Here is a 24,159-nt window from a genome sequence, read left to right on the forward strand (position 1 = left end):
TAACCCTCTCCTTCACGCCTTCGTTTTCGCCGTTTCTTTGATTGCTTCTGTCACTATGTCCAAGCCCTGTGTCAATCGTTCTTCGCTGATCGTTAACGGGGGAAGCAATCGAATCACTTTTTCTCCGGCCGGCAAGGCGACAACACCTTTTTCCTGCATCTTTGTCAAAATAGGCGCCACCGGCTGTTCGCAAGCAATGCCGATCATTAAACCGGCACCGCGAACCTCGGTGACAATATCACTGGCTTCGCATTGTTTCTGTAAGTGTTGAAACACGTGCTTGCTTTTATCTTCAACCTCGGAAAGGAGGCCGGGCGTGTTCAATACGTTTAACGTTGCCTGAACGGCTGCCATCGCGAGGGGGTTGCCGCCCAGCGTCGTGCCGTGGCTTCCGGGGCCGAAATAGGATTGCAAGTCTTCCCTGCCCATCATCGCGGCAACCGGGAAGCCATTCCCCAGGCCTTTGGCAACGGTGACAATATCCGGGCGCAAACCATATTTCTGATAAGAAAACGGTTCACCGGTCCTTCCTATCCCCGTTTGCACTTCATCAATGATGAGCAGTGCCCCGCGCGCGTTCGCCACTTCATTCACTTTGTCCAAAAACGCCTGCTCTCCGGGAACAACACCGCCCTCTCCTTGAATCGTTTCTACGATTACGGCCGCCGTGTCGCTCGTGATCTTTTTTTCTGCTTGCTCGGCGTCATTGTATGGCGCATACGTGAAACCGGCAGGAAGCGGCGCATAGCCTTCGTGTATTTTCGCTTGCCCGGTAGCGGCCATGCTTCCGTACGTCCGGCCATGGAACGATTGGGTGAAAGAAACGATTTCTTCTCGCCCCGTCGCTTTTCTCGCCAGTTTGATCGCCGCTTCATTGGCTTCGGTTCCGCTATTGGCGAAAAAGACCCGGTCGAGCCCCGACGCATCCGCCAATAGGGCCGCGACTTGTTCTTGCTGATCATATTGAAAAAAATTCGATCCGTGCCAACCCCGATGGAGTTGTTTTTCAACGGCTTCGACGATCTCAGGGTGATTGTGCCCCATGTTCACCGTTCCGATCCCGCTCATCAAATCGATAAATTTCCGGCCATCGGTTGTGGTGATCTCGGATCCGTGTGCCGAATCGAACGTTAAATCCCAACGTTTATAAGTAGGAAAGAGGTGCTTGCTCATCTTTTTCACCTTCCATTGTTTTCACGATAGTTGTTCCGCCGCTTCCCGCTTGATTGCTTTCGCCGTCAATGATCGTTACCTTTTGGACAGAAGGTCCTTCGAGCACTTGCAACGCTGCCTGCACTTTCGGGATCATCCCTCCGTACACCGTACCGTCCGCGATCATTTTTTGAATATCGGTTTCGGTGGCATAAGGCAACACCTCACCGTTTTGTAAAATGCCGGACACATTCGTAACGAACATCACTTCTTCCGCTCCCAAACTTTCCGCGTAATGGGCGGTTGCCGTATCCGCGTTCATATTCAGCCTTGCTCCGTTTTCTCCGGCTACAAGCGGGGAAATCACGGGTATAAGGCCGATGGACGTCACTTGATGAATGAGCGAAGTATCGATATGCACAGCCTTACCGACGAGCCCTAGTTTTTCTTCATCGAGGAGTTTTGCTTTAATCATCGGACCGTCACATCCGGACAAACCGATCGTTTTTATTCCCGCTTCTTGCAGTTTCGAGCAGATCATCGGATTCACCTTGCCGTTAAAAACCATGTCCGCAACGTCCAATACGTCTTGGGTCGTTCGGCGCAATCCGTCGACAAAGGATGACTCCACGTGCATCATCTCAAGCATGTCGTTTACCGCGCGCCCGCCGCCGTGAACGATAACCGGCGTCTTCCCTTGTTGGGCCAAGCGGGCAATGTGCGCATAGAATTCATCGGAAAGAGCATCGACAGTTGCTCCTCCACATTTCACAACGACAAATGAACTCATGTCCGGTACCCCGCGTTAATGCGGACGTAATCATACGTTAAATCACATCCCCATGCCTTCCCGCTGCCGTCGCCGATGTTTAGCGCGACGTCAATGAATACTTCTTCTTGCTGCAGATGCGCGGTGACCGCTTCTTCCGAAAAATCGACCGGTTCGCTTTGCGCTAACGTGAGGTGCGGGCCGATGGCAATATCAATCGTTTCCGGATCAATCGTTACGCCACTGTACCCGATCGCGCAAATGATTCTCCCCCAGTTGCCGTCCGTGCCGAACACTGCCGTTTTCAAAAGGTCGGAACCGACAATTTGCTTGGCGATTTTGCCTGCGTCTTCATCCGTCGGCGCCCCTTTGACGTTCACTTCCACGAGCTTTGTCGCTCCTTCGCCGTCACGGGCAATCTGTTTGGATTGCTCTTCACTAACGCATTGAAGTGCCTGGATAAAGTACTGCCAATCCGGGTGTTCAGGATGCAATGGATCATTTCCGGCTTTCCCGCTCGCGAGTGTTAACACCATATCATTGGTTGACGTATCTCCATCGATCGTGATTCGGTTATACGTGCGGTCGGTGATTTCCGATAACGCCTGTTGCAAATGCTCCGGTGCGATTGCCGCGTCGGTCGTCACGAAACTGAGCATCGTCGCCATATTCGGGTGAATCATGCCGGACCCTTTGGCCACACCGCCGATATGAACTGTTTTTCCATCAATTTCGGTCGCATAACATGTTTCTTTCGTACACGTATCGGTCGTGAGAATCGATTCAGCAAACGCGTTGGCGCTCGTTGCATTTGCTTCCGGATGCAATGCTTCAATCCCGGGAAGGATTTTGTCCATTTTCAAACGTTCTCCGATCGTACCTGTCGAGGCAACCGCAACGTCCCGGGGCTCCAAATCAAATGCTTGCGCCATTTTATCTCTCATTTCATAAGCGTCGGCGACACCGACTTCACCCATAACAGCGTTCGCCTGCCCGCTATTCACAACCACTGCGCGCAATGTTCCCCCTCGGCAATGCTCTCTCTCGTTACGTCAAGCGGCGCCGCCTGAATTTGGTTCAACGTATACACAGCTGCCGCAGATGCGGGAACGTCGCTGACGATAGCCCCTAAATCTTTTCGTTTTCGTTTCACTTTCGTATGCAATCCTGTCGCTTTAAAACCGAGCGGCGTATGCACACTTCCATCCGTTACTTTATGCATTTGACCACATGATGCCGTGCTGTTCGACATGCGCTTCCCCTCCTGTTATGGATAAATTGGAACGAACTCCAGTCCTTCCGTTTCTTCAAAACCGTTCATGAGATTTGCATTTTGTATCGCCTGCCCCGCCGCACCTTTTACAAGATTATCGATGACCGAAACAATCGTGAGGCGGTTCGTACGAGCATCATAATCCAGGAAAATATCGCAATAGTTGCTGCCGTAAACTTCTTTTGTCGCCGGAAAGCCATCTTCCCGAACACGGACGAATGGGTGCGCTTCATATGCAGCTTTGTATACATCGATCCATTCTTGAGCACTCGAGTATGACGTGCATGTTGCGTACATCGTTGCCATAATTCCCCGGCTCATTGGAACAAGGTGAGGGGTAAATGTCACCGCATCCGCTTCTTCGCTCCATTCGGAGAGTTGTTGTTCAATCTCCGGTGTATGCTTATGTTCATTCACGTTGTATATTTTCATAGATTCATTCATTTCGCTGAAATGCGTCATCGGCGCTGGATTTTTCCCGGCACCGGTCGTACCCGTTTTTGCGTCAATAATCACTGATGTCATGTCAATGCCGTTATTTTTCACAGCCGGTGCAAGTCCGAGAAGGATCGCCGTTGGGTAGCACCCAGGGTTGGCAACAATCTTCGCCTTACTGATCTGTTCTTGATTCCATTCCGATAATCCGTACACCGCTTGCCCGGTGATCGTTGCATCCGCTGCTTCCCGTCCGTACCAAGCTTCATATATACTTGGCTCTTTTATTCGGAAGTCACCGGAAAGGTCAACAATTGCCGCTTTCCCTTCAAGCAGATTGCCCGCTAGTGTCGCTGCAACCCCCGGAGGTGCAGATAAAAATACGACATCGTATTCAGTTGCCAACTCTTCGGTATCCATTGATTGTAAAATTCCTTTATACACATCTTGAAGATGGGGATAGGTGGACGTTAAAGGCGCTTCCGCCTGCGTGGAGGAGAACACCGAAATCTCCGTGACATGCCGGTGTTGCCGCAGTAACCTGATTAATTCAATTCCTCCGTATCCCGTTGCCCCGACAATTGCCACTTTCATAATGTTGCACCCCTCTTAATATTTATGCATTATCGTGCATTCATTGTAACGGTGAATAAAGATAAATTCAAGTGTATTTTTATAATTTTTATGTCATCAGGCGCTTTGATTATCCATATTTACCCAACAAAAGGGCTTAGACGAAAGGATATTAAACATACCGTGTTATGTTACATACATTTGCGGACTAAATTGGCATTCAGCAGCCATTACGTGGCCACCAAACCCGGGGCTGAGGACTGATTTGGCTTCTTAGCACCTTTTTGAGTCCGCTGTTCAGGTTCCTGAGGACTACTCTGGCTCTTGAGCACCGTTCTGAGTCCGCTGTTCAGGTTCCTGAGGACTTATCTGATACTAAACAGTTTTCTTTTTTCATGCCAGGAGGTATTTTAAGGTAAATCAACGCGCCTGTTATGCAATAAAAAAATCCCAACCCACACGAACAGTGGGGTGAGATTTTCACATTCATTGTTTGGAAGTCTGCGATCGAACATAGACTTCCCCTTTCATTATCAGTCGCGCCGTTCTGTTTAGTCCAACAGAGGAGATATCTTCTCCATCATCGGTGAGGGAAACCATCACCTCTGCGATGCCGTCCGGATGGCCAATACGTACAACCCCGTTTTGCTTTACACTGGCAATTCGGTTGGGAACCGTACCCGGAAGAAGTGTCGACGCAGCAAGATTATACAAGCCACTTCCGGCAAACGTTCGGTGCACTTTGCCCATCGATATCATTTTAGCCGTGATATCAATATCTTTTTTGTTAATCGTTGTTCCCGATGTTGTAACATAGGTCCGCGGGGGTGCAACGAGCGCAACTTTCGGAACAGCAGGCGCTTTCCGCGCTTGCTCGATCGTCTCCTCCATCCCGGAGGCAACTGCAGATCCGCTCCGAACGGTTTCAAGATTAGCCAACAAGTCTTCGTTGCTGCTCATCCGATCATTGCTCTCCGTCCCATCCAGATGAAAAGCACTTGCTTCCAAGTGGACGAAGGGATTAACGAGGTCAACAAATGAATAGGCCAAATCATTTTCCTTATGCACACTGCCCAGCGGCAACGTTTTACCGGTCTTTCCACCCCCTGGATCGAGAATGTGAACGGCATATTTTGCCCCGGGATTTACGGCTCCCGGCATTTGATAGGAACCTTGAACCTTAGCCAGACCGTTTTCCACCGGTACATGAATAGCGATCATTTTTCCTATATTCGTATTGAACGCTCGAACCGTTCCCTCAGTGTAAGTAGATCCTTTCACGAGGTTTTCATTAACGGCAAACGAGCCAACGGCCGCCATTAAGTTCCCGCACGTTCCCTTATCATCGACAACTTCTTGGCCAATCCCGATTTGATAAAACGTATAGTTTACATCCGCATCTTCCCGTTCGGAAGGGGAGATCACGACAACCTTGCTCGTATGGCTTGTCCCGCTGCCTAGGCCATCGATTTGCGAGGGATTATAGGCATCAATCGCTTCCAAAAAAACACGGTGTTTTTCCCGTCGGTTCATAGGCAAGTCTTTCTCATGAAAAAACAGGCCGCGGCTCGTTCCTCCACGATAGACACTACAAGGAATGGCATATTGTGCCATCAGAAGCCCTCCTAATGCTATTTCATTCCGTTTGGTACGATTGGCATTTTTGTATGCGTGCGATCTATAACTGACGTGATTACCGAAAATAGAACGATGGGCGCCTACATACATTCTAGATCGGCACATCTCCCAAAAAAGAACGTACGGACCTCCGACAAATCACAACCTGCTATATGGAAAATATGCCCATGAAGTACGCAATCACAAGCATAACGATACTGAAGCCCCATATCCAGAAAAAAGAATATTTAATGTGCTGCCCCATATTGGCGCCGGAAAGACCTATGGCAAGCCATACGGCCGGGGCAAACGGGCTCACGAACGTACCAATAACATTTCCGATCAAGAGCGCATATGCAGTTGAAGCAGAAGACACTCCGAATTCGGCAGCAGTCGATTCGACGATCGGCATGATCGCGAAATAGTAAGCATCCGTACTCGTTAGCAAATCCATCGGTACACCGAGCACACCAACGATGACGTGTAAAAAAGGACCGACAGCGGCAGGGAGAATGCTAACCATAGCCAACGCAATGGAATCCAACATTCCCGATTCATTCATGACCCCGAGAAAGACACCGGCAGCGAGAATGACAGCGGCCATCATCAAGGCGGCGGGCGCATGCGCGCGCACGCGTCCCATTTGATCACTAACGTTTGGATAGTTAATCGGTAAAGCAATGGCTACACCAAGCATAAAAGCAAATTCAGGAGGGACGATATCAAAAAGCATAAGACTCACGACTGCAATGGTCAGTGCGAAGTTTACCCAAATCATCGCCGGATGCCTGAACGGCTTTTCCTCGGCTGCTTCCGCTTCCTCTGCCTTCCTTCTAGAGAAGTCATCAGCAATCGATCGAATATCCACACGATCATTACCTTCAATTTCTCCGTTGCCCACTCGCTTGGCAATCCGCTTCTTTTCCCGTATTCCCAATAAGGCGGCAAACCCAATGGCAAGAATAAAACCAACAATTTGCAAAGGGATTAATGGATACCACAATTGAATAAGGTTAGCGTCAAGAACAGAGGCTGTTCGTGCCATAGGCCCTCCCCAAGGCACCATGTTCATGATCGCTGCACTAAACGAAACGATAAGTAACAGTAAGTACTTGCTCATATTGAGCTCTTTATATAAAGGAAGAAGTGCCGGGATCGTCAATAGAAACGTCGTGGCTCCGGCCCCGTCAAGGTGTGCAAATGTACCGACCACAGCCGTACCCATCGCCACGATGACGACGTTCCCTTTCGTGAGAAGAATCATTCCCCGTACGAGCGGGTTAAACAACCCACTATCCTGCATGATGCCGAAGAAAATAATGGCGAAGATGAACATAATCACAACGTCCATCACCTGATCGGCTCCGGAGGCAAAGAATTCTCGCAATTCCTCGAATCCGAATCCGAGAACTAATGCACCAAGGACCGGGATGAGGGTCATTCCCACAATTGGGCTAACCTTTCCCCAGATAAGCAGCCCGACAATCGTAAAAATAATCACTAGACCAACGACTGTCAGTGCAATAGAAAAATCTTGTTCCATTTCTCATTCATCCTCCCATATTCCGAAAGCGGATACAATCCCTATTAAAAAATACGATTATCGAATCCTTTTGATAGATCTATTATCAATACGTGCAAATTTAGCATATATATATACATCATAGAAATGTTATCTCCATAAGCGGCATAACGTTTATTCTGTCTATTTTGCTCATTTTGTTCATTGGGTTGAATGTTTAACCGAAGGTAGTTCAAAATGACTTCAGAACTACGCTAACCACTTATAAATGTGTTTCGCACTTCTTATGAAAAAACATACCGACGCTCCGGCCTTCCTACATCGCCATATTTAAGCTCGGCTTTCACCACATTGATCGATACCAAATACTCGAGGTAGCGCCTGGCTGTTGATCGGCTCGCGCCTATTTTTTTGCCTAAGTTTGCAGCTGTTATGCCCTGGTCTTTCGTATTCTCCAATATATCTTCAATATTATTTAAGGTGATTTCATCAATGCCTTTTGGCAACTCCTGATTGGAAGGTCTTGACGTCTGTATGGCATCGGCTGATCCGATCACACGGTCAATCTCTGCTTGATCCATTTCTTCTTTATCGGTGAGCAACCTTCGCTGTTGGTCATATCGCTCAAGCGTCCATGCAAATCGTTCAAACTCGACGGGTTTTACGATATAATCAAAGGCCCCGCCCCGTATTGATTCTTCAATGATGGAAACTTCTTTGGCAGCGGTCATCATAATCACGTCCACCTCATGATAGTGATTGCGGATGGTCCATAATAGATTCAACCCTTCAACATCCGGAATATACACATCGAGCAAGATGAGGTCGGGTAACGTTTGACTTTTGTTTAATTGTTTCATCGTCTCTTCTCCGGTTTTCGCCATCCCAACAACCGTAAACCCATCTATTTTATCTACAAATTGACGGTTGATTTCGGCTACCCGGAAATCATCTTCCACGATGAGCACCTTATAAATATTTTTCATTTTACTCCCACCTTAATTTTTGGGTACGGTGACGACGAAACAAGCCCCTCCAAGCTCTCCATCTTCAAGCAAAACAGTGCCGCCTATTTCCGATATCATCTGTTTACTCAAAGCAAGTCCAATGCCTCTATGCGATCCTTCTTTCGTTGAAAAACCTTGGTTGAAAATTTGATTCCCCAATTCAGGCGGAATGCCTGAACCTGAATCTTCCACTTCAAAGACGAGGTCATTGCCCAAATCCGTAAAGAAAATGCTTACGTGCCTTTTTGACTCCGGTTCCTTTTTCACCGCTTCCAATGCATTTTCCAACAAATTGCCCAACACCGTTAAAAGTACATCTTTCTCCTTTTTTGATAAGCGATACGTTAACTTACTTTCCGGGTGAAAGGTCATGTCGATGCCCAATTCATTCGCTTGGTTACGTTTGCCGAGCAACACGGCACTGATCATCGGGTCAGGTACTTTTTGAATCAAGAATTGGAGCCATTCTTGTTGCGTATGACTTTCTTTTTGGATTAGCTCGATCGCTTCTTCTTTTTGGTCCAACTGCAAAAGCCCCGAAATCGTGTACAATTTATTTGAGAACTCATGCGTTTGTGCCCGAAGCGCTTCCGTATACTGTTTAACTCTCCTCAACTCTTTTGTTAAGCGTTCAATTTCCGTTTTGTCACGAAAAGAGGACACCGCTCCAATGAGCTTATTTTCATAAAAGATCGGAACGCGGTTCACATAAACGCTATGGTTTCCAATCAACATTTCCCGATCATATTGGCTTTCCCCACTATCGAGGACTTCCGGCATCCTCGTATCCGGGAGAACTTCCCGTATGTGTTTGCCAACATACGATTCTGTCTGTTTTTTGTTTGACAAAAAAAGACGTTGCGCCGTTTGATTCATTAACGTAATCAGCCCTTTTTGATTAACCGCAATGATGCCTTCATGGGTAGATTGGAGAATGCTTTCTTTTTGCAAAAACAAATGGGCAATTTCTTCGGGCTCCAGGTCAAATAATGATTTTTTGATATGATGGGCGATCGCTACAGCTCCCAAAATCCCCACAGTAACGGTTGCTAATAAAACATACCATAATCCTTCCGTATAATTTCCAATGATTCCTTGAATGTCGTCCACCAAAAACCCGACGGAAACCACCCCGATAATCTCTCCGTCATCGGAAAAAACGGGAACCTTCCCTCGCATGGACGTCCCCAGGGAACCAACGGATTGAGAGACATAAGCTTCCCCATCAATTAATGCGCGATCATTATCTTCCCCGACCATTCTTTCCCCGATGCGATCCGGCACAGGATGGGAATAACGAATCTCGTTCGTATTCCCGATAACAATGAATTCCGCTCCTGTATCTTCTCTTATAGGCTCAACAATCGGTTGAATGGTCGAGGCAGGATCTTCTTCCGCAAATGCTTCCTGCAGTTCCGGTATGTTCGCAACACTTTGCGCCACATTTATTACGCGTTCTCCCATTTGGTCTTCCAAGGAGTTTGTAAAAAAATAATGGATGAAAAGCCCTACGATCGCAAACATCCCAATAATCAACGTGCAAATAAGCAGTATCATTTTTACTTTTAAATTGATCGCAATCTTTGGTTTGGTAAGATGCTTTTTTATGTGTTTGCTTTGCAGCTTGTCCATATCTATGGCAGGCTCCTTGTCCACTCGACTTCCTAAGAGAATTATACATTGCAGACATTCGAAATGATAACCCATCGATTTCTGGTATAATAAAAATAAAGGCTAAAAGGAGATTGATACACATAGCCATGCCGAATCCTGTTAACCGTTACACGTATCGTGATTATTTGCAATGGGATGATGGTGAACGCTGGGAGCTGATTCACGGGGTGCCTTACAACATGTCACCGGCACCTTCAAGAATTCATCAAAAAGTGCTCGGAGAGATATTCGGAGAATTCAGGGACTATTTAAAAGACAAATCCTGCGAGGTTTATTTGGCCCCGTTCGATGTACGGCTCCCTTCGCAGGATCAGGCAGACGACACTGACAACGTCGTGCAACCCGACATTTCCATTATCTGCGATCCCGACAAGTTGGACCACAAAGGGTGTAACGGCAACCCGGATTTAATTGTGGAAGTGTTGTCCCCATCAACGGCAAAGCACGACCGGCTCCGCAAATTTACGTTGTACGAGGAAAATGGGGTACAGGAATATTGGATCGTCGATATCAGCAATGAAACTGTCGAAGTGCTCTCGTTAAATCAAGGACAATATGAAAGGGTTAATGTCTATGGAAATGAGGATGAGGATGAGGATGAAATAACCTCACAGTTGTTTGATTCTTTTTCGCTGGATTTACAGACGGTGTTTGAGTAAAAAAAGTGATACCATATTCCGGGTATCACTTTTTACTCTATAAAACCCGTCACCCCTGCACCGCTTGAATATCCTCGGCAATCGGTTCTGTATCCGTCTCCATTCCGTCATATTGGCGAATGACCTGTCCATTCGGATCGACCAAATAAAACTGCGTGGAATGAATGATATCATTCCCGTCCGGATCCATTTCAACGACGCTCGCAAATGTTTCTTGCGCGATTGCTTCAATGTCTTCTTGCTCATACCCGGTGAGAAAATGCCAACCGGCAAAATCGGCGTTGTAATTTTCCCCGTACGACCGTAATGTTTCCGGGTCGTCAAATTCCGGATCGACGGTAAAAGACACGAGTGTCGTATCGAGACCTTCGTCTTCAAGGTCCGCCTGCAAACTTGACATATTCGGACTCATTACATTGCAAACGGACGGACAGCGGCTAAATACCATATTGGCAACCCAGTAATCCCCTTCCAAATCTTCATTGGTCACCGTTTCTTCATCCTGATTCGTAAAGGAAAAATCATCCACATACAACTCTGATTCCGATAAATCGGTACCATTCTCTGCTCCCGTCTCATAGAGCCAAGCACAGCCGCTGCAAAACAATAGCAGTGCTCCAAAAGCAACTGCTGTTTTTTTTATCATTTGGGTTTCTTCCTCCTAACGGTCGCCCATTTTCACATGTTCGGGGATGTCACTGATGGTCGGCCCTTCGTTGTCTTGTTGATTATCCCTTTGGATCCATTGTTTAAACGCCACACCGATCGCGGTACCGTATACGATTTCCTGAACCACTTTCATTAAAATCCCGGCGAGCTGTTGGTCACTGTACGCATCCAGATTCCCCAAGAAGCCAATGCCGCCAAACATGGATGAAGAAACACCGGCGTTCGCCGGCAGGCAATAAGCCATGACGCTTGCCCAATATTGCATATCTGTGTACGTATCATACAGAGGGTAACCTGAAAAAATAATAAGGGCGCATGCAGGTGTAATTAATATGCCATTTCCAAACGTATAAAAAATCCGTCTAAAATCATGAAGGTATTGTTCTTTCGGCAACGGGGCGATCATATGCCACCACATCATCCACGCGGCAATGAACATCGCGATTTCATACACGCTGTGAACGCCCGGGCGTAACATTAAAAAATCAAAAACGACGGGAATATGGTAAAAAGAAAAAAGTGCATTGAACGTGAACAACCCGGCAATCGGATGAAACATTACGTTTCTAACCACTCGGGCATAGTTTCCAAACCCCTCGAAAGCCGCGCTCAAAAACCATTTCGGCAACGCAATGATCATGAGCGGAACAGCAAAGAAATAGGCAGACACCATTTGAAACATATGGATCGTGATCGTCATATGTCCTGTGCTATATAAAGGACTTCCCCACCCCATGTATAGACATAGGAGGGACAACCCAAACAAAAAGTCACGTCGCAACCGCGGTTTTTCGCCACCTTCAAACCGAACGTACCACTTTCGTGTCAAAAGGATGTACAGGGTTGCCACAACTGCTAAAACGACGATTAGTTCAGGCGTCCATAACGCTCGAAAAGTCAATTGTTCGAATAGCTCACCCATCCGAAGACCTCCTAAGTATCGTTCCGATTATATGTTATCACAGATAAAGGACAAGATGTCTGAACAAGATGTTACAGATTCCAAGATTCCTCGCGCAATTCCCATCCTATCATAAGCTATTGTTTCCATATACAAGGACTGCATACAAAGTTATAATAAAGGCGACTGCAAAATTGGGGTCAACACTAAAATCAATGGTTGATATTCGTGATTAAATATGGTAACACCATTAGCGAGCGAAGGAAACACACGTAGACTCCTGTGGGAAAGCGCAGGGCGAAGACCCCGCAGGAAAAAAGCGAACTTCTTTTTTTCCGAGGAGGCTGAGCTCGGGGCCCACGGAAAGCGTAGGGTTTTTCCGTAGCGGTCACTACCAACCATAATTGCCCCTAGTTTGTCAGCCATAGATTTTGGTGAAGAGCCAAAAAATTGCTATGTCTGTTATCAGGAGGTCTTTTTTAATATGGAAGTATACGAATTAACGAAGGAACATACCGATGAGCATATTCATAAAACCGCAGATCTCCTTATGGGACAAATGGAATCCATCGGCGGACCCGACGCTTATGAAAATATGGTTACCGTTATCGGCATGTCCATGGAGGAATGCTCTCATGCATACACGTTTGTTGCCCAAGATGGCGATAGGATTCTCGGGGCTGCGTTTCTTAATGTTCAAAAAAGCTTAATGAAAGGCGGCAATTTTATATGGTTGAACGATCTGTATGTAAATGTCGATCACCGAAATCAAGGGATTGCAAAAAAATTACTTTTATATGTCATTCATTGGGCTGAACAACATGACATGAAAGGAATTGAATTGGAAACTGGGGTGAACAACCAGGCAACAAAAGCACTGTACAATTCCCTCGGTTTTTACGACGTCGTTTCCAAGAGGTACGGATTTCAATTTTGACGTTAGAAAAACTTGACTTATCGCTAAGCTTTTATGGTGAAAGCCTTAGCCCAACTTATGCAGGTCATACAGTTGATTTACACTTTCTTACCGACTAAAAAAGGCTTCCCGATATGGAAAGCCTTTTTTTTAGATAGCTGCTAACAAAAAGAATCTCTCGGTTTCGGCACCGATAATCCGAATAACGGCCGTAGAAAAAGGGCCAAAAATGTTCCTGCTAGTGCCATAATGCCCCAAATATAACCATGGGCACTAAAAGAAGCAATGCCACTGAAGTAAGCGCCAATATTGCAACCAAAAGCAAGACGCGCCCCGTAACCCATCAATAACCCGCCAATAACGGAAGCGACGGCATTTTTTAGCCTGATTTGCGTGAAACGAAACAGCCCTCCGGCGGCTGATGCGAGAAAAGCTCCAAGGATGACACCGAAATTCAACACCGTTGTTGTATCCGCAAAAATGGAAGCTTGCAGCACCGCTTCATCACCTTGCCAAAAACCCCAATTAGCCACGTCAAAACCAATAGCATCCGCTGCTTTCGATCCCCAAAGTGTTAACGCGTACGTGACACCCCATGGGCTTTCGCTCGTCATTAACGTTATCGCGTTGAGCACCGCTAAAACAATTGCGGCGGCAAACAACGGCCAAGACCCGCGGAAAATTCTTTTCCACCCAATGGCAGAAGGTTTCGGCGCTTCTTTCGGGGGATTCTTTTTCTTTTCAATAACTTTCGTTAGCCAAGCAATCCCGCCAAAGATCGCCAACGAAACGAGAAGCGCACCGCCATACCCGAGACCCGTGGAAGTGGCTAATGAAAAAGGTTCAGCAGCCGGCATATCTTCCATCCAGAAATTAAAATGCGCGGCACCAATGGTGGAACCGACGATGAAAAAAATCAACGTGATAAACATGACCGAGCGGCCGCCACCAACGGCGTAAAGCGTTCCCGACGCACAACCGCCTCCAAGTTGCATGCCGATGCCGAATATAAATGCGCCGACGATCAAACTTACGCCAACCGGGGAAATGTTCCCTGCCGCTTCCCCGCCAAAAAACGAATAACCGGTGGCAAGAATGGGCGCAAACAATAGACAGGCCACCGCGAGCATCAACATATGCGCGCGTAATGATTGTCCGTTACCAACTGAGGCCAAACGTCTAAACGCGGACGTAAAGCCAAAACGTGCGTGGAAAAGTGTATATCCTAAACCTACTCCAATGATTAAAAGTAAAGGCTGAACAATGTTTTGGGTAACCAAAAGAAAAATGGCTAATGCCAACGTCACTGCAAGTGCGCCTACCACCAATTTATTTTGCGGCGGATTGAGCGCTGGTGATGATTCTTTTTTAAAGGCCGACTGTTGTTCATTTATCGGCTGAGCATAAGTCGACATTTATTAAACCCCTTTTTCTTATTAATTTAATCAGGATTTATAATATGAGGTTTCCTCATAAATGTCAACCGTAAAAATGAAATAGGATCGGGATGAGTATAGACGACGGCTAAGGCCATCGTTTAAAGAAGAGGGACGGCAAGCTTGATCTTCCCCTCAAATGAATAAACCAAGTTGAACCTTGCACAGCTCGATCATTCCCTCCGCCTCTCCCGTGTCGTCCGGAAAATATCTTTTACACATCAACCGTAAACAGGCCGGATGGTTTTGTCGCTACATCCTCGTCATCAATGCTAACTACTGTTATTTGAACTTCTCCTTCGTAACTGCCTCCATCTGTTATGTACATCGAAGGGATCTCTTCATTGAACATTGATTTTTCACCCGGGGCGAGCGTTAGCCTGCCGAGGACTTGATTATATATCATTTCTTGGGATGATCGATATACCGGCTGCTCCGGTTTCCCCGTTTCAAACAACCGCACTTCGATCCGTTGACTTGTCTTAAACCGAAGTTCAACCGCTTCATCCCCGCCATTGCCAACGATTACCTCGACCATGATCCCTCCATTCCTCCCGTGGGCGTCCGCATGTATATAAAGGCCAGCTTCCGTCATTTCCCCTCGCCTCCTTTCCGATTGTTCGAGCATTTCCCCTCCGTTTAGCCATCTTTTCGAAACGATCCGACAATATCGGATGTCGGAACAATATTTGTGAACGCATCGGGATCCGTTGCTTCCGTCACTTGCCGCAAAACATAGAGTTCATAACGGGTAATTGTGATCATCAATACTTCTTTTTCAGACTCATCATATCCACCTTTGGCCGGCATGCGTGTAATCCCTCGCGTTACATGCGCGTGGATTGCTTCCCTCAACTCATCCGCCCTTTTCGTGACGATGAAGGCTGTGCATTTGACATGTCTCGTATGTACCATATCGATGATTCTTGACGTTGCATAGATGGAGACGAGCGTAAACAATGCCTGTTCCCAATCGTAGGCAAAACCCGCAGCAAACACAATTAAAGCATTTAAACTAAAAAAATAAACACCGAGCGGGCGGTCGCTCATTCTGGCCAACACGAGTGCGATAATGTCCAAACCACCGGCTGAAGCCCCATACCTCAACGGCAAGGAGACACCGATAGCCGTAATAATACCTCCGAAAACAGCATTAAGCATAATGTCATCAGCAAGCGCCTGAGGGGGAACGACTTCCAGGAAAAACGTCGTCAATGCCACATGTAAAAAACTATAAAACGTAAATAAGCGTCCAACTTTTTTCCAGCCGAGAATCGCTACGGGAATATTCAACACAAAAAGTAAGACACCTGTCGACAGAGGGAGAAAAGCGGAAAGAAACTGGGCAACACCGGTTAGTCCGCTCGCGAATATATTGGCCGTTTCCAGAAAAAAATTAAGGCCAATGGCTACAGCGAAGGCGCCAAAGATAATAATTCCGATTTTCTGTAATTCCATCCATAATGTTGTCTGTCTTGTTATCACGCTCGGACACCTCTTGCAAGGTTATTCGGCTCCATAGCAAATAAGCAAGGGGAAAACTACCCTTGCTTATCACTGATCCATACTTTAATGATGGCGCTGCTCTATATTGTTGTCAAGGGACATCGAAGGATCGCCATTTTCTCCGTATTCCTGATTATAATAATCCACAGCATACGTAGAACCTTCCGCAACCATCTTGTTATCCCCTATATCCATGGGGTCCGGATGACCGATCCGTTGTTCAAGCGGAATATCTTCCCCATCTTGGCCGGTCAATTTCGCCAACTGTTTCTTTGTCGTTCCGATTAGTTTTGCACGTTGGTCGGGATTTTTCATTAAATAACCCGCGCCCGCGGTTGCAGCGGCTGCCACACCGAATATTACCTTTCCTTTCGCCATTATCATGCGCCCCTTTCTAATTCTTTTGTATAACTAATATTTCCCTGTCGTAAAAGATTTAAACGTTAAAATCCATGACTTTGAGATATGCTTCCCGCGGGTATTTACATATTTCCCGTGGGTATCGCGATATTTCCCGTGGGTATTCGTAATTTTTAAGTGGAAAAAAACGTCCGCAGTTCATAGCGAACGTTTTTCTATCCGATAAAGCGAACCGTACCTCCCCTCGGGAATGTACGGTTCGCTTTATTTAATATAGATCCGACGTCTCCTGCACTCGTTTTTCTTCCCCGCTTTTTGTTTCACCTTTCCAAGAGAGCATGCCACCTTCAAAATTAATCGCGCGTTCCAGCCCTTGTTCGTTCGCATATCGCGCTACTTTCTGGCTCCGTCCGCCACTGCGGCAAATGAACACATGGGTTTTATCCTTGTCCATCCGGTCAATGTGCTCCGGAATCTCTCCCATAGGAAGCAGGGGAACCCCGGGAATATGTCCCTCATCGTATTCATCAGGTTCACGAACATCTACAAATGCAATGGACTCGTCATCCAAATGTTTTTTGATTTCTTCATCGTCCCACTGCGGAATTCCGTCTTTTTCATTTCTCATTTCGTAAACATCTCCTTACGTATTATTTTTGTCTCCATTCTCTTTATACCGAAGCCGAATAAGGCGATACGTGTGCATCACAACCACTTTTCCGACCGCGTACGTCGGCACTGCCAAAAGCAAACCGATGAAACCGGCGATATTGCTCGCCACGAGCAAAACGAAAATCACCGTTACTGGGTGCAGTTTTAGTTTGTGTCCCATCACTTGCGGGGAAATAAAGATGCTTTCAAACTGTTGGATGATAACGACAGCCCCAACAACCAATAACGCTGTGAACCACCCATCAAACAGGGCGACAATCACCCCGGGAGCCGTGCCGATCCAAGGTCCGATAAAAGGAATGAGATTCGTTACCATCGCGATCAATGCCAAGATTAGTGAATAATCAACGCCAATGATGAGATAAGCGATGTATACAAGGATCCCTACACAAAAACTGACAATAATTTGGCCTTGAATAAAAGAAGCAAGTGCCGTATCCATATCGTTAAGGATTCGCTTGCCTTCCTCCTCCTGTTTTTTAGGCAAGAGACGCAAAATTTGTTGCGGCGCTTTTTCCCCTTCTTTTAACATATAAAAAAGCACAAACGGCACAATCACAATCACAATCACCGTGCTCGTCACCGTGCCCACAACATTTATGATGTTGTCGCCGATGTTTCCCAACGAGTCGGTGATGTAACCTCCGATCGTTGCTCCGATCTCCTCGAGATTAAACGATTCATCTTCCATGATATTTTGCACAAGTTCCGTTTGCATGATCGTGTTGAACCACCCTTGAATCTCTTGTAAAAAGAGCGGAGCACGATTAACCAAACTGTTAAATTGGTTCTGAATTTCCGGGCCGATCATAAAGACGAAAAGCGTAAGCAAGCCGGCAAACATTAAGTAAAGAAGTAAAATCGCAACACCTTTGGGCATCCAACGGTGCAAAAGATTGACGACCGGGCGAAATAAATAAAATAATACCCCTGCAAGTGCGATCGGAGCGAACACCGTTTGCAAAAATACGATCACCGGTTGAAAAATAAAATCAACGAGCGTACCCAGGTAAACGATCAACAGAATAAGCGCGATGGCGTATCCGATCTTGAAATATTTTCCTTTGGGCATAGCATCACCACTTCTTCCCCGAAGATTGGGACGTTTCGGTTTATGTTGGGAAAGGAATGGTTTTTAATTCCCCCCTAAACAGTAATCTAATGTACATTATACGCAAGTGCTTAGATGATCACAACAACGTTTATGAAGGATAAAGTAAAACAATGAAACATATACCTATGTTAACTTACGGCTTTTGCATCTGTTTCCGCCTCGTATTGGGAAATAACTTTCACTATAGGGTAGGCTATTCTTTGACTTTTGTGTTACATTTTGATTAAATTAAGAAGAACTTATAAGGGAAAAAGGGGGAAATGACGTTGAAAAAGAACAAGCTATTCATGTCGATGTTTTTGGTACCGGCTTTGGCACTTGCCGCTTGTAACGGGGAAGGAGAGGCCCCGGAAGTGGACGATGAAGATCTTCCGGATGCTGGAGACGAAGCAGAAGAAGATGATGTTGACGATGGCGATGAAGAAGCCGATGATGGCAGTGCGCTTCAGATGGGTACCGGATCCACCGGGGGAACCTACTATGCACTCGGCCAGGAAATGGCGAACGTCATCAATGATCATACCGAACAGCAAGTAAACGCGGTGGCCACAGACGCATCAGTGGAAAATATCGCGAGAGTCTCCGACCAAGACTTGGAACTGGGGATGACGGTGCATATCCCTGCCGTTGACGCCCTCGATGGGGAAGGCGATTTCCAGGGAGAAGTAATGGATAACTTCGGTTTCATGGGTTATATCTATCCGGAAACAAATCAAATCGTCGTTCTCGCCGATGACGACATTGAATCCGTCGAAGACCTGGAAGGGGAAAGAGTGAACATTGGTCCCCCCGGCTCCGCCTCCCATGCAGCATCTGAATTGGTCCTTGACGCGCACGGAGTTGAAGATTACGAATCTTACGAAGAAGGGTTCGGCGATGGCGCGAGCATGCTTCAGGACGGAAACGTAGATGCCACTTTCGGCCTGCTCGGTTTACCTGACACCGGTATTGAAGAGTTGGCTGCACAGCAAGACGTTGAATTACTAACCATTGAAGATGAGTACCTTGATGAGATCGAAGCCAACAGCGAATATGAGCGCATCACCATTGAAGCCGATAATTATGACTTCATGGAGGAAGACGTGGAAGGCATTGCCGCCTATGCAGTTCTTATCGGATCTTTGGATGATGTGGATGAAGAGACGGCTTATGAGATTGTCGAAGGGTTGTATGAAAACGCGGATGACGTTTCCCACGCTCAATCCGAGCATATGACAATGGAAGATATCATGCTCGGATCCGAGGATTTGCCACTTCACCCTGGAGCTGAGCAATATTTTGAGGAAAATGACCTGTTAGATTAATAATGAAGATTATGTTAATGTAGGCGGGCCGGGCATCGATGTCCGGCCCGTCTTTACCGATAAGGTCGCTCGACTGATATCTTTTTAGGATAGGTGGTGTTCCCGGTGGCAGATCACATCCAAAATGATGCCGTTGAAATCGATGAACAAGAAAAACGAGAGATTATGGAAAAATACGATAAAGAATCCAACAATCGATACAACTTGGGGAAGTGGATCTGGGTTATAGCCATCCTCGGCATCTCGTTAACTTCTTTTCATTTGTACACAGGATTTTCGGGGCCTTACGGCGCATGGGTTCAGGGGGCCATTCACGTCGGCAGCGCCCTTTCAATCATCTATATTTTATATCCGATGAACCGCAAGGCGAAACGAAAACCAGGGGTGCCGTGGTATGATGTGCTTTTATCCCTTGCAGCCCTTTTTTCCTACCTCTATGTGGTTTGGCATTATGACCGCTTGGTTAGCGATGTATTAATCTTTGGTTTTGAACCGATGGACCAGGTTATTTCGGTGCTCGCGATTGTTCTGTTATTGGAAGCAACACGTCGCGCGGTAGGCATGCCTATTGTCACCATCGCGATTCTGGCCCTTTTATACGGTGTATATGGAAGTGCCAACTGGCTCGGAGTCTTTTCCCATGCCGGTTTTTCCTGGACGGGGATGACCACACAGTTGCTGTTCTCAACAGAAGCCATTTTCGGCACCCCTATTCAAGTGTCATCAACGTTTATCTTTTTGTTTCTCTTTTTCGGCGTCTTGCTCGTCCGCACGAACATCGGGCAATTTTTCAACGATGTTGCCTTCCGTCTCACCGGACGCTATACGGGCGGTACCGCGAAAGCGGCGGTTGCTGCCAGTGGATTGCAAGGGATGGTCACCGGAAGTTCGGTTGCGAACACGGTAGGTTCGGGGTCATTTACAATTCCAATGATGAAACGGGCAGGCTTTAAGCCGGAATTCGCCGGAGCTGCAGAGGCTAGTGCATCCACAGGTGGACAACTCATGCCTCCGATCATGGGAGCTGCCGCGTTTATTATGGCTGAATATATAGGAATCCCGTACAATGAACTCATCGTGTATGCCATCATCCCCGCCATATTGTATTTTCTCGGTGTATTTCTGGGCGTCCATTTTGAAGCAAAAAGAGATGGGATCATCGGCTTACCAAAATCACAGCTGCCTTCAATCGCTTCCTTTGCCAAGCGTTTTGATATGATCATTCCGTTAGTGACGATTATCGGGCTTCTTCTCTATGGGTTTACGCCTACATATGCCGCGCTTTGGGGAATTGGGTCCGCTTTTGCCATCAGCTTCTTGCGCAAAGATACGCGCCTCAGCCTGCTCGGCATCCTGCAAACGATGGAACAAGGTGCACGCGTCGCTTTACCGGTCATCGCGGCATGTGCCAGTGCCGGGATCATCGTTGGCATTGTCGTGTTCACCGGTCTCGGCGGCGTTCTCGCGAATGGGATTATTCAAATCGCAGGCGGAAACTTCTTCCTCGTCCTGTTCTTAACAATGATCGCCTGTATCATCCTCGGGATGGGATTGCCAACGACGGCCAATTACGTCGTTACCGCCTCCGTCGCTGCCCCGGCAATCCTGGCGTTTGACGTCCCTCCGGTAGCCGCGCACATGTTTGTGTTCTACTTCGGGATTGTCGCCGATATTACCCCGCCGGTTTGTTTGGCAGCATACGCCGGTGCAGGCATCGCGCGAGCCAATCCGATGCGAACAGGGATAACCGCCTTTAAACTAGCGATAGCGGCCTTTATCATCCCTTACGTGTTCGTTACCAATCCTGTATTATTATTACAAGGGGACTGGGCGGTTCCGGAATTGCTCGGGCCGCTTATCACCGCGATTATCGGTATGGTAGCCATTAGTGCGTCCTTTATGGGTTACTTTTTTGCCAGAAATAAGATCGTGGAACGTTTGCTCATTTTCGCCGCAGGCATCATGGCCGCCTATCCACTTGATATTTGGGTTTCTCTTGGCGGTACAGCGATTTTGGTTATTATTGCTGTCATCCAGCATTTTCGCAAGAAACGGCAGGGACAAGGACCGGAAACAACGACAGCATAAAGGTAAAGCCAGCCCGCTTACATTGGGCTGGCTTTTTCATTCCTGAAAAACATCAAATGCGTCCCATAAATGTTCGAGTTGCTCGAGTCTTTTCTCTACCTTATCCTGTTCGGAACGAGTAATTGCGGTTATGAGTGCACTCACAATGCTTTGTGGCGCCGAAAACGAATCAATAAAAGAATTTATTTCGGTAACGGCAAGCAGTTTCCGATCTCCGTATGGCGTAAGGGGCGATAGCATATGATCGGTGATCACGAGCGTTTTCGCTCCTTTTTGTTTCACGTATTTCAAAACTTCAACGGTCCGTTTCGTATATCGTGAAAACCCGAAAGCGATCACCAGATCATTCTCTTCGATATCGAGGATATGCTCTGATACCCCGTCCGCGGACCGAACCATTTCCGTATTTTGCAAAACAAGATCCAAGTAAAATTCCAAAAAGAGTGCTACACTCGTCGCGCTTCGATATGCAACAATATAAATCCGCTCGGCGGCAATAATATCTTCGACCGCACCCTGGAATTCTTTCTTATCCATTTGCTGCAACGTTTGCTGCAAATTGTTAATATCATCCGACAACACTTCACTAACAGTATCTTCGGGCTTATCTCCCCGCTCGGTCGTTCTCGCAAACACTTCCGCTGATGTCCATTTGCGTTGCAACGCTTCCTGCATATGCCTTTGCAGATCCGGGTACCCTTCGTAATTTAAAAAAAAGGCAAAGCGTACGACGGTCGCTTCACCCACTTCTACATTTTTTGCAAGTTTGGAAGCTGTCAAAAAAGGCGCAGTTTCCTGGTGGCTGATCAAATAATTGGCGATTTTGCGTTGAGATTTGCTCATCTCCTGCCGCTTGGCAATCATCTGTTCATAGATATCATTCCGAGACACGATGCTCACCCTCTTTCTTAGAAAAACTTGGCTTCCACCAAGCCCTTATAGTGGAAGCCTTAGTTTTACTTATACTTTAATCGTTTACCAAGATTAAACATTTTTATAAAATGCAAGAAGCAGGAGGTTTTTTATTCTTTTATTAACGAAGCACTTCCGGGATCACACGATCGTAAGCCTCAAGGGTTTTGGTTAATACCTCGTCATCATGAACGACAGAGAGGCTATAGCGATTCCCCGGCTTGGTGTACACTCCTGCTTCAAATAGTGCTTTGTCCAATTTTTTTCTAGAGCCATGGTCACACATTTGCAGGTCCCGATAGTGATTAATCTCCTGTCTTTCCGTTAATAGTACACTAAACATTGCCCCGTTGCCAACCGTTTTCATGGGAATATCGTGTTTTTGAAACAGGTGGGTAAGCTCCTCTCTAAAGCGATCGGTTCGCGCGACAAGTGGATCATACGCTTGCTCAAGGACATCCAGGGTCGCAATTCCCGCTGCCAAAATAAGCGGATGTCCGTTATACGTGCCACTGTGGAACAACGCCTTTTGTGATGTTTGGCTCCCTTCACCGGCAAAAACGTCCGTCCCACTCAACGGTGAACTTTGCTCCATAATTGCTGATTTTCCACCGACAACTCCAAATGGAAATCCACCGCCCACAACTTTTCCGATCGTCGTTAAGTCCGGCGTCACATCATAAAGTCCTTGTACGCCGTCCATTGACGACCGAAAGGCCGTTTTTACTTCATCAAAAATGAGCAGAACCCCAATTTTTTTGGTGAGCTTTCGCAATTGTTGAAGGAATTGGGATTTCGGCGCAATGATCCCGCCCTCCATTGGTTCGATAATAACAGCTGCCAGTTCATCTTTATGTTGCTCCAAAATACGCGCACAGCTTTTACTGTCGTTAAAGGGAAGAATAATCGTATCATCGGAAGCATTCGGTGCCATTCCGCCCGAATCGGGGACAGCCTGGGGGTCTTCTTGATCGCCGGCATCGCTTTTCGAGGGATGAATGCTTAAAAGAAGGGAATCAATTGCACCATGATAGTGACCTTCAAATTTCGCGATTTTATATTTTTTCGTATGAGCCATCGCCAAACGCATCGCTAATAAATTTGCTTCGGTTCCGGAATTAGCATAGCGTATTTGCTCCATGGAGGGAAAATGTTTTTGAATACGGGCCGCCATTGTCACTTCACGATCATGAGGGGTTCCGAATAGCCACGTACCGTCTTCTTCGATTTGGCGGACGATCGCTTCGCGAACGTGGGGATGGGCGTGCCCGAGAATTAATGCACCATATCCCATTAAATAATCAATGTATTCATTGCCATCAACGTCATAAAATTTACTGCCGTTTGCACGGTTGATCGTAATTGGATAAGGTGCGAAATGTTTAATGTTGGCGGTCATCCCGCCCGGCATAACCGTCCGTGCCCGTTCCATATGCGCCAGTGACTGTGCGGTTCGTTCTGTGTAAACCTCGTCAGGATGTGCTACTTTTTGCATTGTCATCGTCTTTAATTCCTCCGATAAAATATTCATTTCACATTTTAAATATATGAATGACTTCTTTCATTATACACAGAGGACAAGATTTTGTGAACCTTTTGT

Annotated in this window: 21 protein-coding genes and 1 pseudogene; 4 read left to right on the forward strand and 18 right to left on the reverse strand. The window is 46.8% G+C overall.

The genetic code is table 11. The annotated features are described in order from the left end of the window. Positions 1 to 12: 12 nt before the first annotated feature. The 8 genes and pseudogenes from argD to HUG20_RS13765 all read right to left on the reverse strand — a co-directional run bounded on the left by argD (position 13) and on the right by HUG20_RS13765 (position 9,980). Positions 13 to 1,173 (reverse strand): acetylornithine transaminase, encoded by a 1,161-nt coding sequence (gene argD, locus HUG20_RS13730; protein WP_200085214.1) that lies wholly within the window; start codon positions 1,171 to 1,173, stop codon positions 13 to 15. Further along, positions 1,145 to 1,942 (reverse strand): acetylglutamate kinase, encoded by a 798-nt coding sequence (gene argB / locus HUG20_RS13735; RefSeq protein WP_200085215.1) that lies wholly within the window; start codon positions 1,940 to 1,942, stop codon positions 1,145 to 1,147. Before argB ends, argD begins: the two co-directional genes overlap by 29 nt. After that, positions 1,939 to 3,173 (reverse strand): annotated as a pseudogene (gene argJ / locus HUG20_RS13740) (bifunctional ornithine acetyltransferase/N-acetylglutamate synthase). Before argJ ends, argB begins: the two are co-directional and overlap by 4 nt. A 15-nt stretch (positions 3,174 to 3,188) precedes the next feature. Further along, the gene (gene argC / locus HUG20_RS13745) at positions 3,189 to 4,223 is read right to left on the reverse strand and encodes an N-acetyl-gamma-glutamyl-phosphate reductase (RefSeq protein WP_200085216.1); all 1,035 of its coding nucleotides are present in this window, start codon (positions 4,221 to 4,223) and stop codon (positions 3,189 to 3,191) included. A gap of 465 nt (positions 4,224 to 4,688) precedes the next feature. Beyond that, a complete protein-coding gene (locus tag HUG20_RS13750) occupies positions 4,689 to 5,816 on the reverse strand; it encodes a PrpF domain-containing protein (protein ID WP_200085217.1) in 1,128 nt (375 codons plus the stop codon). A gap of 172 nt (positions 5,817 to 5,988) precedes the next feature. Then, positions 5,989 to 7,362 carry a CitMHS family transporter gene (locus HUG20_RS13755; RefSeq protein ID WP_200085218.1) on the reverse strand — a complete coding sequence of 458 codons (1,374 nt, stop codon included), beginning with the start codon at positions 7,360 to 7,362 and terminating at the stop codon, positions 5,989 to 5,991. Positions 7,363 to 7,625: 263 nt separating this feature from the next. Further along, the gene (locus tag HUG20_RS13760) at positions 7,626 to 8,327 is read right to left on the reverse strand and encodes a response regulator (protein WP_200085219.1); all 702 of its coding nucleotides are present in this window, start codon (positions 8,325 to 8,327) and stop codon (positions 7,626 to 7,628) included. A gap of 12 nt (positions 8,328 to 8,339) precedes the next feature. Beyond that, positions 8,340 to 9,980, reverse strand: coding sequence for an ATP-binding protein (locus tag HUG20_RS13765; protein ID WP_200085220.1), 1,641 nt, complete (start codon positions 9,978 to 9,980; stop codon positions 8,340 to 8,342). A gap of 113 nt (positions 9,981 to 10,093) precedes the next feature. Here HUG20_RS13765 and HUG20_RS13770 point away from each other — a divergent pair, with 113 nt between their 5' ends. After that, positions 10,094 to 10,681, forward strand: a complete 588-nt coding sequence (locus HUG20_RS13770) for a Uma2 family endonuclease (RefSeq protein ID WP_246476418.1) — start codon at positions 10,094 to 10,096, stop codon at positions 10,679 to 10,681. 49 nt (positions 10,682 to 10,730) lie between these two features. On the opposite strand, the gene HUG20_RS13775 is transcribed toward HUG20_RS13770, so the two are convergent. Together HUG20_RS13775 and ctaG are read right to left on the reverse strand one after the other, a co-directional pair. Next, on the reverse strand, positions 10,731 to 11,327 hold the full coding sequence (locus HUG20_RS13775) for an SCO family protein (RefSeq protein ID WP_200085221.1): 597 nt from the start codon (positions 11,325 to 11,327) through the stop codon (positions 10,731 to 10,733). A gap of 15 nt (positions 11,328 to 11,342) precedes the next feature. Beyond that, on the reverse strand, positions 11,343 to 12,272 hold the full coding sequence (ctaG, locus tag HUG20_RS13780) for a cytochrome c oxidase assembly factor CtaG (RefSeq protein WP_200085222.1): 930 nt from the start codon (positions 12,270 to 12,272) through the stop codon (positions 11,343 to 11,345). Between the two features lie 463 nt (positions 12,273 to 12,735). On the opposite strand from ctaG, the gene HUG20_RS13785 reads away from it, so the two are divergent. Continuing rightward, entirely contained in the window at positions 12,736 to 13,188 is a 453-nt protein-coding gene (locus HUG20_RS13785; RefSeq protein WP_200085223.1) for a GNAT family N-acetyltransferase, read from the forward strand. A gap of 140 nt (positions 13,189 to 13,328) precedes the next feature. Here the strand turns inward: HUG20_RS13785 and HUG20_RS13790 are convergent, their stop codons facing one another. The 6 genes from HUG20_RS13790 to HUG20_RS13815 all read right to left on the reverse strand — a co-directional run bounded on the left by HUG20_RS13790 (position 13,329) and on the right by HUG20_RS13815 (position 18,213). Then, the gene (locus HUG20_RS13790) at positions 13,329 to 14,582 is read right to left on the reverse strand and encodes a YeeE/YedE family protein (RefSeq protein WP_200085224.1); all 1,254 of its coding nucleotides are present in this window, start codon (positions 14,580 to 14,582) and stop codon (positions 13,329 to 13,331) included. 235 nt (positions 14,583 to 14,817) lie between these two features. Beyond that, complete coding sequence (locus tag HUG20_RS13795; RefSeq protein ID WP_200085225.1) at positions 14,818 to 15,198, reverse strand: BsuPI-related putative proteinase inhibitor; 381 nt, start codon at positions 15,196 to 15,198, stop codon at positions 14,818 to 14,820. A 44-nt stretch (positions 15,199 to 15,242) separates the two neighbouring features. Then, a complete protein-coding gene (locus HUG20_RS13800) occupies positions 15,243 to 16,088 on the reverse strand; it encodes a YitT family protein (RefSeq protein ID WP_246476419.1) in 846 nt (281 codons plus the stop codon). A gap of 84 nt (positions 16,089 to 16,172) precedes the next feature. Continuing rightward, on the reverse strand, positions 16,173 to 16,487 hold the full coding sequence (locus HUG20_RS13805) for a hypothetical protein (protein ID WP_200085226.1): 315 nt from the start codon (positions 16,485 to 16,487) through the stop codon (positions 16,173 to 16,175). Positions 16,488 to 16,737: 250 nt separating this feature from the next. Next, positions 16,738 to 17,097, reverse strand: coding sequence for a rhodanese-like domain-containing protein (locus HUG20_RS13810; RefSeq protein ID WP_200085227.1), 360 nt, complete (start codon positions 17,095 to 17,097; stop codon positions 16,738 to 16,740). 15 nt (positions 17,098 to 17,112) lie between these two features. Next, a complete protein-coding gene (locus tag HUG20_RS13815; protein ID WP_200085228.1) occupies positions 17,113 to 18,213 on the reverse strand; it encodes an AI-2E family transporter in 1,101 nt (366 codons plus the stop codon). A 302-nt stretch (positions 18,214 to 18,515) separates the two neighbouring features. Between HUG20_RS13815 and HUG20_RS13820 the strand changes: the two genes are divergently transcribed. Together HUG20_RS13820 and HUG20_RS13825 are read left to right on the forward strand one after the other, a co-directional pair. Then, positions 18,516 to 19,559 (forward strand): TAXI family TRAP transporter solute-binding subunit, encoded by a 1,044-nt coding sequence (locus HUG20_RS13820; RefSeq protein ID WP_425504074.1) that lies wholly within the window; start codon positions 18,516 to 18,518, stop codon positions 19,557 to 19,559. Positions 19,560 to 19,724: 165 nt separating this feature from the next. Next, positions 19,725 to 21,647, forward strand: coding sequence for a TRAP transporter permease (locus HUG20_RS13825; RefSeq protein WP_200090526.1), 1,923 nt, complete (start codon positions 19,725 to 19,727; stop codon positions 21,645 to 21,647). 36 nt (positions 21,648 to 21,683) lie between these two features. On the opposite strand, the gene HUG20_RS13830 is transcribed toward HUG20_RS13825, so the two are convergent. Further along, positions 21,684 to 22,511 (reverse strand): MurR/RpiR family transcriptional regulator, encoded by an 828-nt coding sequence (locus tag HUG20_RS13830; protein ID WP_425504122.1) that lies wholly within the window; start codon positions 22,509 to 22,511, stop codon positions 21,684 to 21,686. A gap of 169 nt (positions 22,512 to 22,680) precedes the next feature. Continuing rightward, positions 22,681 to 24,060 carry an aspartate aminotransferase family protein gene (locus tag HUG20_RS13835; RefSeq protein ID WP_200085230.1) on the reverse strand — a complete coding sequence of 460 codons (1,380 nt, stop codon included), beginning with the start codon at positions 24,058 to 24,060 and terminating at the stop codon, positions 22,681 to 22,683. Between the last annotated feature and the right edge of the window lie 99 nt (positions 24,061 to 24,159).

The sequence above is a fragment of the Salicibibacter cibi genome (assembly GCF_016495865.1).
GTDB lineage: Bacteria > Bacillota > Bacilli > Bacillales > Marinococcaceae > Salicibibacter > Salicibibacter cibi.